The sequence below is a fragment of the Rhizobium phaseoli genome (assembly GCF_010668805.1).
Lineage (GTDB): Bacteria > Pseudomonadota > Alphaproteobacteria > Rhizobiales > Rhizobiaceae > Rhizobium > Rhizobium phaseoli_A.
On the sequence record NZ_WUFT01000011.1, the window covers coordinates 35,813 to 50,926 of the forward strand.

General features: G+C 63.0%; 17 protein-coding genes. 2 read left to right on the forward strand and 15 right to left on the reverse strand.

The genetic code is table 11. From position 1 onward, the window contains the following. Nucleotides 1-183 precede the first annotated feature (183 nt). From GR197_RS18140 to GR197_RS18165, 6 genes are all read right to left on the reverse strand, one after another. The gene (locus GR197_RS18140) at nt 184-1,119 is read right to left on the reverse strand and encodes a lipid A biosynthesis lauroyl acyltransferase (RefSeq protein ID WP_164011941.1); all 936 of its coding nucleotides are present in this window, start codon (nt 1,117-1,119) and stop codon (nt 184-186) included. A gap of 7 nt (nt 1,120-1,126) precedes the next feature. Further along, nucleotides 1,127-2,155: a zinc-binding dehydrogenase gene (locus GR197_RS18145; RefSeq protein WP_164011943.1), complete on the reverse strand. Its 1,029-nt coding sequence runs from the start codon at nt 2,153-2,155 to the stop codon at nt 1,127-1,129. A gap of 151 nt (nt 2,156-2,306) precedes the next feature. Further along, the gene (locus GR197_RS18150) at nt 2,307-3,593 is read right to left on the reverse strand and encodes a beta-ketoacyl-ACP synthase (protein ID WP_164011945.1); all 1,287 of its coding nucleotides are present in this window, start codon (nt 3,591-3,593) and stop codon (nt 2,307-2,309) included. A 12-nt stretch (nt 3,594-3,605) separates the two neighbouring features. Continuing rightward, entirely contained in the window at nt 3,606-4,811 is a 1,206-nt protein-coding gene (locus tag GR197_RS18155; RefSeq protein WP_164011946.1) for a beta-ketoacyl-ACP synthase, read from the reverse strand. Further along, nucleotides 4,808-5,290, reverse strand: a complete 483-nt coding sequence (locus tag GR197_RS18160) for a 3-hydroxyacyl-ACP dehydratase FabZ family protein (protein WP_164011949.1) — start codon at nt 5,288-5,290, stop codon at nt 4,808-4,810. Before GR197_RS18160 ends, GR197_RS18155 begins: the two co-directional genes overlap by 4 nt. Nucleotides 5,291-5,407: 117 nt before the next feature. Next, nucleotides 5,408-5,686: an acyl carrier protein gene (locus GR197_RS18165; protein ID WP_003540486.1), complete on the reverse strand. Its 279-nt coding sequence runs from the start codon at nt 5,684-5,686 to the stop codon at nt 5,408-5,410. A gap of 417 nt (nt 5,687-6,103) precedes the next feature. On the opposite strand from GR197_RS18165, the gene GR197_RS18170 reads away from it, so the two are divergent. After that, entirely contained in the window at nt 6,104-6,826 is a 723-nt protein-coding gene (locus tag GR197_RS18170; protein ID WP_164011950.1) for a Crp/Fnr family transcriptional regulator, read from the forward strand. On the opposite strand, the gene GR197_RS18175 is transcribed toward GR197_RS18170, so the two are convergent. The 8 genes from GR197_RS18175 to GR197_RS18210 form a co-directional block, all read right to left on the reverse strand. Beyond that, entirely contained in the window at nt 6,816-7,244 is a 429-nt protein-coding gene (locus tag GR197_RS18175) for a L,D-transpeptidase (RefSeq protein WP_164011952.1), read from the reverse strand. The genes GR197_RS18170 and GR197_RS18175 overlap by 11 nt on opposite strands. Nucleotides 7,245-7,392: 148 nt before the next feature. Continuing rightward, the gene (locus tag GR197_RS18180; RefSeq protein ID WP_164011954.1) at nt 7,393-7,593 is read right to left on the reverse strand and encodes an ECs_2282 family putative zinc-binding protein; all 201 of its coding nucleotides are present in this window, start codon (nt 7,591-7,593) and stop codon (nt 7,393-7,395) included. Nucleotides 7,594-7,687: 94 nt separating this feature from the next. Continuing rightward, nucleotides 7,688-8,668, reverse strand: coding sequence for an adenosylcobinamide-phosphate synthase CbiB (gene cbiB / locus GR197_RS18185; RefSeq protein ID WP_164011956.1), 981 nt, complete (start codon nt 8,666-8,668; stop codon nt 7,688-7,690). After that, the gene (locus tag GR197_RS18190; protein WP_164011958.1) at nt 8,665-9,747 is read right to left on the reverse strand and encodes a threonine-phosphate decarboxylase; all 1,083 of its coding nucleotides are present in this window, start codon (nt 9,745-9,747) and stop codon (nt 8,665-8,667) included. Before GR197_RS18190 ends, cbiB begins: the two co-directional genes overlap by 4 nt. Beyond that, on the reverse strand, nt 9,744-11,051 hold the full coding sequence (locus tag GR197_RS18195; RefSeq protein ID WP_164011960.1) for a cobyrinate a,c-diamide synthase: 1,308 nt from the start codon (nt 11,049-11,051) through the stop codon (nt 9,744-9,746). Before GR197_RS18195 ends, GR197_RS18190 begins: the two co-directional genes overlap by 4 nt. Then, the gene (gene cobA / locus GR197_RS18200) at nt 11,048-11,881 is read right to left on the reverse strand and encodes a uroporphyrinogen-III C-methyltransferase (protein WP_164011962.1); all 834 of its coding nucleotides are present in this window, start codon (nt 11,879-11,881) and stop codon (nt 11,048-11,050) included. Before cobA ends, GR197_RS18195 begins: the two co-directional genes overlap by 4 nt. A gap of 233 nt (nt 11,882-12,114) precedes the next feature. After that, complete coding sequence (locus tag GR197_RS18205) at nt 12,115-13,065, reverse strand: nucleoside hydrolase (RefSeq protein ID WP_164011964.1); 951 nt, start codon at nt 13,063-13,065, stop codon at nt 12,115-12,117. Between the two features lie 69 nt (nt 13,066-13,134). Then, on the reverse strand, nt 13,135-13,554 hold the full coding sequence (locus GR197_RS18210; RefSeq protein WP_164011966.1) for a cobalamin biosynthesis protein: 420 nt from the start codon (nt 13,552-13,554) through the stop codon (nt 13,135-13,137). A 97-nt stretch (nt 13,555-13,651) separates the two neighbouring features. On the opposite strand from GR197_RS18210, the gene GR197_RS18215 reads away from it, so the two are divergent. Next, complete coding sequence (locus GR197_RS18215) at nt 13,652-14,437, forward strand: TSUP family transporter (RefSeq protein WP_164011968.1); 786 nt, start codon at nt 13,652-13,654, stop codon at nt 14,435-14,437. A gap of 23 nt (nt 14,438-14,460) precedes the next feature. On the opposite strand, the gene cobO is transcribed toward GR197_RS18215, so the two are convergent. Further along, nucleotides 14,461-15,111, reverse strand: coding sequence for a cob(I)yrinic acid a,c-diamide adenosyltransferase (gene cobO, locus GR197_RS18220; protein ID WP_164011970.1), 651 nt, complete (start codon nt 15,109-15,111; stop codon nt 14,461-14,463). Between the last annotated feature and the right edge of the window lie 3 nt (nt 15,112-15,114).

Here is a 15,114-nt window from a genome sequence, read left to right on the forward strand (position 1 = left end):
TACAGCGTCTTTGCGCGTCCGAAAGACGCACTGCGCTGTAGAATGCGCCTCACGGTAGATATTATTCGCGCTTTAGTGGTGACGGGGTAACATGAAGTGCCCTCAGTTTCAATCCGAGAGCGCCTGCCGCTTTTCACCGCTGATAAATGAGGGTGGACGTTTCTGCAGCATGATGCCGAAAGTCTAGGCGCTGAGCGTCTGCTTGATCTGCCAGCGGTCGTGATACCAAAGCCACTGCTCCGGGTATTCCCGCACCCAGTTTTCCACCTTGTCGTTGAGCAGCTGGGCGGCGGCTGGCAGGTCGAGATTGCCCATGGCGTCGCGCGGCATGTCCAGCCGCGGCTCGATCTCCAGCCGATAGCGATTGCCGGGAAGACGAATGCAACGCGCCGGATAGACCTCGCAGTCGAACTGGCGCACCAGCTTCGGCAGCAGCGGATTGGTCTTGACCTCGCGCCCGAAGAAGATCCCCTTCAACCCTTTGCGGAATTTCTGGTCGACGAGCACGCCCACGCCCTGGCCGGCTTCCAGCTGCCGGGCGAGCGCGAAGGAGGAGCCGGCATGCGACGGCACCAGCTTGCCCATGCGCGCGCTCCTGAAATCGAACACTTTCTTGGCGATATAGGGATTGTTGGGCGGCCGGAAGAGCACGGTCACATGAAGGCCGAAGGCGGCACCCGCCACCGGCAGCAGCTCAAAATTGGCGGTATGGCCGGTAAAGACGATGAAGGGGCGCGGATTGTCGCGCAGATCGAGGAAGATCGGTATGCCCGATACCTCGACCCTGCCCGGCTCCGCATTTTCGGGATCATAGTCGAACAGCTGGTCGAGGAAGACGTATTCGGCGGCAAGACGGCCCATATTGCCCCAGCTTGCCAGCGCGATCTCTTCGATCTCGGCCTCGCTCTTTTCGGGAAAAGCGTTGCGCAGATTGGTCAGCATCAATCTGTGGCGGCTGGTCAGCCGGCCAAGACGGCGCATCGTCCTGTCGGCGAAGCGGATCGCGCCATCAGCCGGAAACAGCTTCAGGAAATTCAGAAAACCGAACATCAACTGCGCCACCGACCATTGCTGGAAGTGCCTGAGCGCCAAAACGATCCGGGTGATGAACAGCTTCACTTGGGGCTCAATCCATCTTCAGGATGATCTTGCCGAAGATCTGCCGCGATTCCATCCGCTCGAGCGCCCGATCGATATCGCCGAGGCTGACCTCGGTATCGATGACAGGATGGACGAGCCCGCGGCCCATCTTCTGCATCGCATTCGCCATGTTCTCCATGCGGCAGCCGAACGAACCGAAGAGCTTCAACTGCTGCTGGAACAGCATCATCAGGTTCATCTCCGTGGAAACACCCGAGGTCGAGCCACAAGTGACGAGGCGCCCGCCGCGCTTCATGCAGAGCATCGAGCCCGCCCAGGTATCCTTGCCGACATGTTCGAAGACGACGTCGACGCCCTTCTTCTTGGTGAGCTTGCGCACCACGCCCTCGAAGCGGTCGGTGCGGTAGTTGATGACGTGATCGGCGCCGAGCGCCTTGGCCTTTTCGATCTTGTCGTCCGAACCGACCGTGGTGATGACGGTGCAGCCGATCTTCTTGGCAAGCTGGATCGCCGCCGTGCCGATGCCCGAGCCGCCGGCATGGACGAGAATGGTTTCGCCGGGTTCGAGCTTGGCGTTGTCAAACAGCATGTGCTCGACCGTGCCGAAGGTGACCGGAGCAAGTGCTGCGCCAATCGCATCGACACCGGGAGGGGCCGGCACCAGCAGGCGCGCGGGAAGGTTGACCTTTTCCTGCGCAAAGCCGTCGAGATGGAAGCCGTGCACGCCGGAGACATGTTCGCAGAGATTATCGCGGCCTTCGCGGCAGGGGCGGCAGAGGCCGCAGGTGCGCGCGCCGTAGATCGAGACGAGCTGGCCGGGTAGTACATTGGCAACGCCCGGGCCGATCGATTCCACGATGCCGGAAGCCTCAGCACCGATGACCAGCGGCATCTTGCGCTTGGCGAATGCCATGCCGCGCCAGCCCCAGAGATCGATATGGTTGAGCGCCACCGCCTTGACGCGCAGCGTCACCTCGCCGGCGCCAGGTGCGTCCGGTTCCGGCAGATCGGTGATCTCAAGCTTGCGGTCGTCGATCAGTTGCAAAGCGCGCATGATGTATAGTTCTTTCTTCTACGTGTATTGTCGTCATGCTCGGGCTTGTCCCGAGCATCTGCCAGCGGTCATGGAGTTACGCAAGTAGATCCTCGGGACAAGCCCGAGGATGACGTCAGAAACCACTTCTTTGCAAAATCAAGGAGGGTCTCTAAGCCGGTTCGAGCGCCATGACAAGGCTGGCATTCTGCCCGCCGAAGCCGAAGGAGTTGGAAAGCACGGCTGAAACCTGTGCTTGCCGCTTCTTGTTCGGCACGACATCGAGAACGATCGACGGATCGGGATTGGTATAGTTGATCGTCGGCGGCAACGTACCGGTCAGCATCGTCTGCAGCGAGAACACCGCCTCGACGGCGCCCGCCGCCGTCAGCGTATGGCCGATCATCGACTTGTTCGACGAAACCGGGATGCTAGCGATCCGTTCGCCGAAGACGGCCGACATCGCCCCATATTCCATCTTGTCATTCTCGGGCGTCGAAGTGCCATGAGCATTGATATAGCCGATGCCGCTCTCGTCGATGCCGGCATCGGCAAGGGCGGCGCGGATCGTCGCGATTGCCGGGCCACCATCCGGCGACGACCGGGTGCGGTGAAAGCTGTCAGCCTTGTCGCCGGCGCCCTTCATGATGCCGAGCACCTTGGCGCCACGGGCGACCGCCGCTTCCAGCGATTCCAACACCAGCGTCGCGGCACCTTCGGCGATGACGAAACCGTCGCGATCCTTGCTGAACGGCTTGGAGGCCTTGGTCGGCGGGTCGTTCTGCGTCGAAAGAGCCGACAGCAGCGAGAAGCGGATCAGCGCTTCGGCGCTCAGCGATCCATCGGTCGCAACCGTCAGCGCTCGGGTCGTGCGGCCCTGGCGGATTGCCTCGATGCCGAGCTGGATCGCCGTGACGCCGGAGGCGCAGGCCGTCGACAGCGTGACGGGAAGGCCGCGCGTGCCGAACCGGTCGGCAAGCCGCTCCGAAATCGCGCCGAACAGGGCCGCCTCATGGAAGGCCGGGTCCGGGCGCTGGCGCAGCGCCGTCAGGAAACGCTCATAAGCATCACCTGGATGCTCGGAGGCCGGCGAACGGTCGGCAAGTTCGAAACGCGCGCTCCATTCCGGTTCGATCGGCGGGGCGGCGAGGAACAGCGGGCCGTTGAAATCGCCGGAAAGGCCGGCATCAGCCAGCGCCTCGATCGTCGTTTCCCGTGCGAAGGCGTAGGAGCGCTCGACGGCGTTCGGGACCGGGATGCCGATAAAATCAACGGTGCCGGCGATCCGCGTCGACAGTCCCTCGGTCGGGAAACGATTGATCTCGTGAATGCCCGACGTGCCTGACGAAAGCGCTGCCCAGTTATCGCTAAGGCCCTGGCCGAGCGAGGTGATGATACCCATGCCGGTCACGGCCACGATTGGACGGCCGAGGTGATCCCTGTAAGCGGAAGCTGTCATATCTTTCACTCCTCACGCATTGGCGGAAAGAACGGCGACGCCCTCGCCGCGCTGGTGCCCGACCGCGGTCACGACGGCGGCGGTGGCGCCTGCCCGCATCGGCGCCTCATGGGCGGCATCGAAGGGCGGAACCTTGGCCTTGCCGTCGACGGCAAGCGCCGCAAGCGCCAGACCCAGGGTGAACTGCGTCTCGATCGTATGGCCGGTGACGCCGCCGAAACCGCGGATCGCAACATCGGGCAATTGATGTTCAAGCACCGCCCGCTCGCGGGCGGCAAGATCGTGCATGCCGGTCGAGCCGGAAAAGATTGCCGTGCTTTCGGCCGCAAGCCCGGTGGCGGGTGCTAAAAGCCGCTCCAGCCGGACCTCGAGATTGCCGGCGTTGCGGTTGCCGCGGTCGCCCTCGACCGCGTCGATGACGGCATAGATATGAGCGCCGCGCGCTTCGGCATGCTGGCGCGATTCGAGCACTAGGAAAGCGCCTGCCGTACCGGTGATCATGCCGCCGCCGTCGCTCGGTCTGCGTGACCAGAGCGGCACCCAGTTGCCGCGCGCATGGGCGCCGATCGCTTCGGTGAGCAGGATCATGTCCGGCCGCTCCGCCGCGAAGGCGCCGCCGACCAACGCATGCGAGGATTCGCCTGATTTGATGCGATAAAAGGCGGTCTCGACGGCTGAAATGCCGGCCGCTTCCTCGCCCATGAAGGTGCGCGACGAGCCGGTGACCTTGTGCACGATCGAGATGTTGCCGGCGAGCAGGTTGGAAAGCTGGGCGAGAAACAGCGTCGGCCTCAGCTCCGTCGTCAGCTTCTCATTCAGCAGCAATTCGCGGTCGTTGCGCTTCAGCGCCTCGTCGACGATCAGCGTATCGACATTGATGTCGCGCTCGCCGCCGCCGGCTGCCACGATCATATCCATCGCGCCGCAGGCCTCGAGATCATCCTTGAAACCGGCATCGTCGAGCGCCAAGCCCGCGGCGAAGACACCGATGCGCTGCCAGTTTTCCATCTGGCGCTGATCGCCGCGCTTGGCGATCTGCTGCGACCAATCGATCTCGGGCAGCGGATGCACCGGATAGGGCTTGAACTTCTCGGTCTCGACGATCGTCTTGGGCGCGCTTGCGGCCGAAAGCAGCGCGATATGCGCATCCTTGCCGACGCCCTGACAGGTGACGATGCCGATACCGGAGATGACGACGTCGTTTGCAGCCTTGCTCATCCAATCACTCCCTGCGCCGCGATCGCTTCGAGAAGCCCGATTTCGCCGGCACGTTTCTTCACGATATCGCCGAGCGGCACCTCGGAAAACGGCATGGTGCGAAGCTTCAGCTGCGCATCGCAGACCTTCTTGCCGGCGCTGGTGATTTTAGCCTTGGTAACCGCGAAACCAGAACCGTCGTGCTCGAGCACCGCCTCGATGTCGAGCACGGCTTCCGGTTCGATGAAAGTGCGCATCTTGGCCCCGTCGACCGTCATCAGGAAGGGCATGGCGGCGAAATTGGTCATGGCAAGCACCAGCATGCCGGAGGCCTGCGCCATGGTTTCGATGAGGAGCACGCCGGGAACCAGCGGCATGCCGGGAAAATGGCCATCGAAGACGGGGCTCTTGGCCGGCACGACGGATCGCGCCTTCAGCGTGCCCTTGGTCAGGTCCACCGCTTCGACGCGGTCAATCATCTGGAAATATTCCAGCAGCATTCGGATCCTCCGGCCCGACAGGCCAGATCCGCCCGCCGGTGACGCCTACTTAAGAACGAAACCGCCCGGCCGCCATATTCAAGGCGGCAGGGCGGTCAAAAAAGATTGATATGTCGCTCAGGCCTTGGCGGCTTTGAGCTCGTCGATCTTGGCGCAGAGGTTCTTCAACACGAAATATTCTTCGGTGGAAACCTTGCCCTCATTGACTTCCTGCGTCCACTTTTCGAGCGGGATCTTGATGCCGAACTCCTTGTCGATCGCAAAGACGATGTCGAGGAAATCGAGGCTGTCGATACCGAGGTCGTCGATCGTATGGCTCTCCGGCGTGATCGTCGCACGATCGATCTCGCTGGTTTCTGCAATAATGTCGGCAACTTTATCGAATGTAGCGGTCACGCGCTGTACCTCATGAAATGACGATTTAAACCCCTCATAGGCAAATCCATTTCAAAAGCCAATGCTTTCATCCCCGCGTGGCGGCAATTTGCCGGCTGGGTGTTGCCTAAACAGCAATGAAAGCGGACCTTTGCCGTCACCCGAGGCGGGAGGTGTTGCTGCTGCAGAAAACCTCGTCGGCTCGAGCGGAGTAAAGAAGCCGTCCGAATCGGGCCGACGGACCGGCTCGCCTCGGCGCGGGAACTTCCAACGAGAGCGAGGCTACCGAAACTTTGATCTGGATCAAATCGCGATCCCGGCGAAATTGATAGGCATCAAGTCGCGCTGGAAGAAATCGGGATAGCCGAACCAGCAATCGCGGCGTAATCGTCTCGGCTATACGGCGCTGGCAAACGCGGATTTCGAAGGGATCAGGACATGGACGTCGCACGCAGTCAGGTTCCCGAGGCCGGCACGCCCGTCGCCTGCCGCTCCTGCCAGGCGCAGCACGGCGTCGTCTGCGGCGCCCTGTCCAGCGGCCAGCTCCGGGAACTCGGCCGCCACTCGCTGCGCCGTAAGGTCGATGCCGGCTCAGAGATCATCGCTCAAGGGTCGGAAAGCTCGTTTTACTCGAACATCACGCGCGGCGTGGTAAAGCTCTGCAAGGTGATGCCGGACGGGCGCCAGCAGATCGTCGGCCTGCAATTCGCCCCCGATTTCGTCGGCAGGCCCTTCGTGCGTGAAAGCACCCTGTCGGCCGAGGCCGCGACCGACGCGGAGATCTGTGTCTTCCCCCGCAACCTGCTCGACCGCATGATATCGGAGACGCCGGAGCTGCAGCGCAGCCTGCACGATCAGGCGCTGAAGGAGCTGGATGCCGCGCGTGAATGGATGCTGACGCTCGGCCGGCGCACCGCCGAGGAAAAGGTCGCAAGCCTGCTCTACCTCATCGCCACGCACGCCGAACCGCAATCGGCGGCGAGCACCGCTTTCGACCTGCCGCTATCGCGCGCCGAGATCGCCGATTTCCTCGGATTGACGATCGAAACCGTCAGCCGCCAGATGACCAGGCTGCGCAAGAGCGGCGTCATCCGCATCGAGAACGTCCGACATATCGTCGTCCCCGATATGGATGAGCTGGAAAAGAAAATCAGCGGGTAATCACCACGCGGGTATTGGCAAGGCCGGCCTGGCGCGCCAGCGAGAAGAACTCGGCCGCATTGTCGGGATGCAGGCGGACGCAGCCATGCGAGGCCGGCCGGCCCAGACGTTTCAGGTCGAAGGTGGCGTGAACGGCGTAACCGCCGTTGAAGAACACCGCGTAGGGCATCGGTGCATTGTCGTATTTCCGGGAACGGTGATCGCGCGACAGCCATTTGGCGCTCCACGAACCGGTCGGCGTGACGTAGCCGTTGCGCGCGGTCGAAACCTTCCAACGATACTTGACGAAGCCGTTCTCGGTGACGGTCATCGTCTGCTTGCCGATGCTGACATTGGCAACCAGCGTTGCTGCCTGAGCGGCAACGGGAGAAAACTGCAGCAATAAACTTGCGGCCGCAGCCGCCAAAACTGTCTTCATGATAACCCCTCTTCGGACCCGCGCAGTTTAATTGCGCCCTCACGAAAGAGAGACTACGGCAATACTTATTAGATAGCTTTAACCCGAATGGTAATCACAATTTTAACACGTTTAAGCCGGAAGCGCCGCCGCAGGACAGCCGCCCGCTTCACTGAAGCTTGCGTGGAGCCGAAGGCGGGTTCACCCGCTGGTAGGCCTTGTTCATCCTCTCGCGGATAGAGGCCATGGTGCCGAGATTATGACCGCAAGCGGCACAGGTGATGATGTCGGTCTCCCGTATCTCGGGACGCTCGAACTTCATCTTGGTGCTCTTGCACTTCGGGCACGGTAATTCAACCTGAACTGTCATTGCTCTGCTTCCGGTCTGATGGAGGTATGAGGCGTTTCGCATAAACGTTTGAGCCGGAGCTGTCCACCGCGGTGTACACGCGGTGTGTGCCACCCTACAGAAAACACAGAAACAACCCGAATGTCAGACCGGCGAGCACCATGCAGCTGGCATAAAACACCGATACGCCGTCTTCGACGTCGCCGGCGGTAGCAACCTCTCGGCCAGCATTGTTGATCATCGGCTCCGTCACGATGACACCGCCGTAGATGCGCGGGCCGGCGAGCTGGACGTTGAGAGCGCCGGCCATTGCCGCCTCCGGCCGGCCGGAATTCGGCGAACGGTGCAGGCCGCCGTCGCGCATCGCCACGCGGACAGCCTCGCGGCAGGCGCTGGTACCGCGCCGGATCCAGGCGCCGGCGGCGATCAGCAGGATGGAGAGGCGCGCGGCCGGCCAGTTGGCGATATCGTCGAGCCGGGCTGAGGCCCAGCCGAAATCGATATATTTTTCCGACTTGTGGCCGATCATCGAATCCGCCGTGTTCAGCATCTTGTAGGCGAGCAAGCCCGGCAGGCCGAAGACGGCATAGCAGAGGGCCGGCGCGACGACGCCGTCGGAAAAATTTTCGGCCAGGCTTTCGATCGCCGCGCGGCACACCGCCGGCTCGTCCAGCGTCTCGGGATCGCGCCCGACGATCCGGGAGACGGCAGCCCGCCCACCGGCAATCCCCTCGTCGCGCAAGGCGACGGCGACCGCCGCCACGTGATCGGCAAGGCTCTTTTGCGCCAGGAAGATCGCCACCAATCCGGTCTCGAGCAGGATGCCGGCGAGACCGAACAGCGCGAAGAACCGGTTGAACACGAAGCCCGCGGCCACCGCCAGCAACAGCAACGCCAGGATGGCGGCGACGCCGTTCATTCTGCGTCGGGAGCCGGTGAGACTTGCGGAGTTGAGCTGCCGGTCGGCATAGGAAATCGCCGCGCCGAAGATGACGACGGGGTGCGGCACCCGCGACCACAGCCATTGCGGATCGCCGGCGATCCGGTCGAGCAGCAGCGCCAGAAGCAGCACGAGAAGGTTTTCGTCGATCGTCATCGCTCAAATCTCTGAAGGGCTTCGCCAAGTCGTCGGTCCGCCGCCGGATCCGGCGTCAGTCCGAAACGCAGCTGATCAGGCGCATAGTCGAACTTGCGGACGAGAATATGATGGCGGCAGAGATGGGTGTAAATGTCGCTCGCCTTGCCGTCGGCAACAAGAGTGAACAGCGCTGTTCCTCCCGCTTTCCGCAATCCGGCCGCAGTCAGCACCGCATGCAGGCCGGCGCAGCGTTCATCGATGCGGGCGCGGATTGCAGACACGTCCGAACGCAACAGCGAACCTGCAATCGAAAGAGCCGGGCCCGAGACCGCCCAGGGACCGAGCCAGTTCTCGAAACGCTCGAGAATATCCTGGCGCGCAATCGCAAAACCGAGCCGCATACCGGCAAGCCCGAAGAACTTGCCGAAGGAGCGGAAGATGATCAGGTTGGAAAGTGATTGCGCGTGGGCCGCTAAGCTCAGCGCCGGATCGGTATCACCGAAGGCCTCATCGACGACGAGAAGCCCGTCCGCCGCCTTCATCCTGTCGTGCAGGGCAATCAGCATTTCCACCGGCCAGACCCTGCCGTCCGGATTGTTCGGATTAACGACGACGGCCAGCCGATGCTCGGCCCCGATCGCGTTGACGTCGCCGACCGCATCGACGGCACAACCGGCTGAAGCAAAGGCGCGCGCATATTCGCCATAGGTCGGCGACACCACGGCGACCCTGTCGTCCGTCACGGCGATACGATCGTCCGTCACGGCGACCCTGTCGTCCGTCACTGCGACCCCGTCCGTCAAAGCGACTTGCCTGTCCTGTCGGAGCAGGCGCGGCAGAAGCTGGATCACCGATTGCGTTCCGGGCACCGGCAGCGGCAGGATCGCCCCGCTGCGGTAGTGCTCGCGCGCAGCATGCCTTGCCTCATCGGCGAGATGGCGGTCCGGCAGACGATGCCATGCCCTTGCCGGAACGTCCGGCAGGGCGACGGGGCACGGATTGATGCCTGTGGAAAGGTCGAGCCAGTCTTCCGGCCTGCCGCCGAAGGCGGCCGCAGCGACGGTGATGCCGCCGCCATGGGCGATGGGCGCGCTCATGCGGCAACTCTCGCAAGATCGATCAGGTGCATATAGGACCCTGCCACTTGGCCGCGCCGCAGCCCGACAGCACCGAGATCGGTTCCGAGCGCATCCTGCGCTGCAAACAGCCGCTTTCCCTCGCCTTCGGAGACAACGGTGGAATAGTGAAATTCATGCGCCGTCATCGTCCGCGCGAAGAAGGCGCCGTCGAGCGGCGTCACACGGCGATAGCCGAGATGGCGCCGGCGTTCGGCATAGCTGGTGACGACGGGCAGCAGGCCGAGCATTTCGTGGCGCTTTCCGCCCGCATCGATCAACCCATCGCCGAGCACCATGTAGCCGCCGCACTCGCCATAGATCCTGATGTCGCGTGCCGCCGCGTCGAGCATGCCGGCGCGAAAATTCTGCGCCGCCGAAAGCCGCCCGCCATGCAGCTCGGGATAGCCGCCCGGCAGATAGATCGCATCGGCGTCACCGGTCGGCGCCTCGTCGGCGAGCGGCGAGAAGAACGAAATATCAGCCCCGCGGCGGCGCCAGCCGAGCAGCATATGCTCGTAGGAAAAGGCAAAGGCGACATCGCGCGCCACGGCGATGCGGGCGCCGATCGGCATCAGCCGGTCGATATTGGCGGCAGACGGCCGGTTGAGCCCCTGCCTTGCAATGCGCAACAGGAATTCGAAATTGCATTCCTCAGAAACGGCATCCGCCGCATGCTCGATGAAATTATCGAGGGTCGCGTGTTCACCGGCCTGGACGAGACCGAGATGGCGCTCCGGCAGGGAGAGCGCCTTGTCGCTGCCGATCACCGCAACGACCGGCATGCGGATCGCCTCCAGCGCCTGGCGCAGCATTGCCTCGTGCCGGTCGCTGCCGACCTTGTTGAGGATGACGCCGGCAACGCGGACATCGGCGCGGAAGCCGGCAAAACCCGATACCAGCGGCGCCACGGATTGCGACATGCGCGAGGCGTCGACGACGAGCACCACGGACAGGCCGAGCTGGGCGGCAAGATCGGCCGCCGTTCCCTTTCCATCGGCCGCTCCGTCGAAAAGCCCCATCATCGCCTCGATGACCAGGATGCGGTCGCCGGAGCGGTGAAGGGCTGAATTGGCCGAAATCAGCTCCGGGCGCATCGCCCAGGGATCGAAATTCAGGCAAGGCGTGGCGCTTGCGGCCGCATGGAAGGCGGGATCGATGTAATCGGGGCCGGCCTTTCCGGGCGCGACCGCCACGCCGCGCCGGCGAAGCGCCCTCAGCAGCCCGAGCGTCACCGTCGTCTTGCCGGCGCCGGAGGAAGGGGCTGCGATCAGGAGGCCGCTCATATCGGCACCTTGCCGGACCGGCGGAATGGATCGGGCTGCAGACGCCGGCCGGCGAGCGCGCCGAGCCAGTCGAGCGAGGCCCTGAGCCGCACCACCTCACCGACGACGACCACGGCCGGCGGTTCGAGGCCGGAGGCGGCGACCGGCGCCTCGCCCAGCGTCGTTTCCAGCACCTGCTGCCGGCCGGTGGCGGCGTTGCAGACGAAGGCGACAGGTTCGGTCGGCGGCCTGCCGGCGGCGATCAACCGGGCGCTGATCTCGGCGATGTGTTTCATCGCCATATACATGACGATCACCGGAGAGCCCCGGCCGATCGCCTCCCAGTTGATCCTGTCGGGCACGATGCCGGAGGAATCATGGCCGGTGATGAAGGTCACGGCATGGTTGATGTCGCGATGCGTCACCGGGATGCCGGCATAGGCAAGCCCGCCGATGCCGGCGGTGATGCCGGGCACGATACGGAAGGGGATGTTGTGCTCGACCAGCATCAGCGCCTCTTCGCCGCCACGGCCGAAGACGAAGGGATCGCCGCCCTTCAGCCGCAGCACCCGCTTGCCGGCGCGCGCCAGTTCCACCAGCCGCAGCGAGATGTCACGCTGTTTGGCCGAAGGCTTGCCGCCGCGTTTTCCGGCAAATTCCACCACCGCTTCGGGCCGCGCCAGCGCCAGACATTCTTCGTTGACCAGCGCGTCGTGCACGATGACGTCGGCCTCGGAAAGCCCTTTTGCGGCAAGCAGCGTCAAAAGCCCGGGATCGCCGGGACCGGCGCCGACCAGCCAGACGCTGCCCGGCTCCAGGGCCGGAAAATGGGAGAATGCGGCATCGATCATCCTGCTGATCTAGAGCATGAATCCGAAAAGTGTAAGCGGTTTTCGGACGACATTATGCTCACCTGTTTGATTTAGATCCGTCGGGCGCCCTGCCTCACCTGAAGTTGCTGAGATGACCACGACTCACTTTGCGAGGAAGCCGAATCAAACTCTCGGAAAACCCGAATAACAATATGAATATATTATCATATAGTCGCGAAGACCGGCCGCGAAGCGGCCGGTCTTCCAATCGGTCAGGCCGTGAGCAGCGTGTCGCGGATGAGATCGATAACCTTTTTCGATTCGATGCCGGTGCAGACGATGTGGCTCGGCAGGCCATCCCAGTCGCCCGGCGGGAAATGGCGACCGTCCGGCTTGACGATGGTCTGGCCGTCGGCGATGCCGCCACAGACGACACGCACCGCACCCGATATCGACGAGAACAGTTCGGGCGCCACGATATAAACGGAGGCGCAGCTGTCATGCACCATCATGCCGTCCTCGACCGCATGCTTGTAGAAATCGATGTAGGATTGCGAGATTTCATTGAGCTGTTTGACCGCCTTGTCGCCCTTGGCCGCCATCTCGCCAAGATAGCTGCGGCTCATCGTGGTGACCGCGGTGACGTCGAGGCCGATGACGACCACCTTCCAAGGCGCGGTCATGACGATATCGGCGGCTTCGGGATCACCATGGATATTGGCCTCGGCGACCGGCGAGACATTGCCCGGCACATAGAAATTGCCGCCCATGATGACGACGTCCTTGACCAGCGTTGCGATCTCGGGGTCTTCCTTCAGCGCCAGCGCCAGATTGGTCATCCGCCCGACGGCGACGAGGCGCACTTCGCCCGGATGGGCGCGCACGGTATCGATGATGAAGCGATGCGCCGGGCGCGGATCGGGCGGCAGGTCGATCGTCTCCGGCACGTCGATATCACCGAGGCCGTTATCGCCATGCACCATGGCCGGCCAGGGCCGCTCGGCGCGCGAGGGGTCGATGGTGACGCTGGCGCCCTTGGCAATGGGTGCGGGAATATTCCAATCGCGCTTGAGGAAGAGCGCGTTGCGTGTCGTCGTCTCGACCGAGGCATTGCCAAAAACGGTGGTGATGCCGATCAGATCGATTTCGGGGTGGCGGTGCAGGAAAAGAAGCGCCATGGCGTCATCGACGCCCGGATCCGTGTCATAAATGACCTTGTGCATTGATATCCTCTAAATGTAGATCGCGAAGCTGCCGGACGGCGTCGCAACGTGTGGCCACCATAACGCCCGTCAGGCTTTCCGCAACCCGATGCCGGCAATCGCCGCTGTCGCATGCGCGGATTTGATCTTGCCGAGCAGCAACTCCGCATCCGGGCCAATGGCCGCAAGCGCCGCAGATTCCGCCACGCCATGGCAGCCGACACGGGCAAAGACGATGGCAGAGGGATTTTTGAGCCGCGGCGTTTCCTCTTCCAGCCGCGGCGCATCGAAGAAGACGGCGGGCACGGCAAAATGCCTGGCAACGGCAAGGATCGCCGCCTCTTCGCAACGGCTGTCGATCGAGGCGATGGCAGCAAGCTCCGCCCCGATAATACCCGCCGCTTCAACCGCTTCGATGGCCAGCGCCAGCACTTCGGCCGGCGGCGTTTTGCGCTCGCAGCCGAGCCCGAGCACGTGATGTCTGCTCCCGTCGAAGGTAATGTCGCTCATGTTGCTGCCGAATGCGCCTTGCCGTGTCCTTGCAGCCATTGCAGCCCGAGGCGGGAAATGCAAGAAGGCTGCCCGAAAGCCCCTCCGGAACTCCGTCTTGCCCGATATCACCTTCCATCTGCTTCTGCTGCTCTGCGCGGCTGCGTTTTTTGCCGGTTTCGTCGATTCGATTGCCGGTGGCGGCGGTCTCATCAGCGTTCCCGCCATGCTGATTGCCGGCATTCCGCCGCTGCAGACGCTCGGCACCAATAAGGTGCAGTCGATCTTTGGTGCCGCCTCGGCAACGCTCGCTTATGCCCGCAAGGGCCACGTGCAGCTTCGCGAACAATTGCCGATGGCGCTGATGGCGGTCATGGGCGGGGCACTCGGCGCTGCCCTTGCCACGATCGTGCCCGGACAGGTGCTGCAGGCGATCATGCCGGTGTTGCTGCTGTCGATCGCGATCTTCTTTGCCGTCAAGCCTAACCTCAACGATGTCGATACCCATCGCCGCATCACGCCCTTCGCCTTCGGTCTGACACTGGTCCCGGCTATCGGCTTTTATGACGGGGTCTTCGGCCCGGGCACCGGCTCCTTCTTCATGCTCGCCTTCGTCACACTCGCCGGCTTCGGCGTGCTGAAGGCAACCGCCCACACCAAGCTTCTCAATCTCGGCTCGAATTTCGGCGCGCTGATCGTCTTCGCAAGCTTTGGCGCGATACTCTGGAAGATCGGCCTGTTGATGGGCGTCTGCCAGTTCCTCGGCGCGCAGCTCGGTTCGCGGCTCGCCATGCGCATCGGTTCGAAGCTGATCAAGCCGCTGCTGGTGATCGTCTGCGTCGCTCTTGCAGTCAAGCTGCTCGCCGACCCGGCAAATCCGCTGCGCGTCTGGCTCGGCGTCTAACCGCCTCGCGCTAAACTAAGCGCCTAGAATTCGACACCCGGCTGCCCCTTGATGCCGGAGCGGAACGGATGCTTGACCAACTCCATCTCGGTCACTAGGTCGGCGATCTCGATCAGTTCCTCCTTGGCGTTGCGGCCGGTCAGCACGACATGGGTCATGGCCGGCTTCTCGCTCTTCAGGAATTCCACGACCTCGTTAATATCGAGATAGTCGTAGCGCAACGCGATGTTGATCTCGTCGAGCAACACCATGGAATTGCGCTCGTCGCGGATCAATTCCTTGGCCTTTTCCCAGGCAGTCGAGGCGGCTGCGACGTCGCGGGCGCGGTCCTGCGTTTCCCAGGTAAAGCCCTCGCCCATAGTGTGGAACTGGCAGAGATCGCAGAAATGTTTCTCGATCAGGTCACGTTCACCCGTCCACATCGCACCCTTGATGAACTGCACCACAGCTGACGGTTTGCCGTGGGCAATATGGCGGAAGATCATGCCGAAGGCGGCGGATGATTTGCCCTTGCCCTTGCCTGTGTGGACGATGATCAACCCCTTGCCATCGGTCTTGGTTGCCATGATCTTGTCGCGCGCGGCCTTCTTCTTGGCCATCTTCTCGGCATGGCGCGCATCGTCCTTGCCGGCTTCGCCTTCTGGGATCGCGCTCTCCGGGGTCTCGTCGCTCATCGG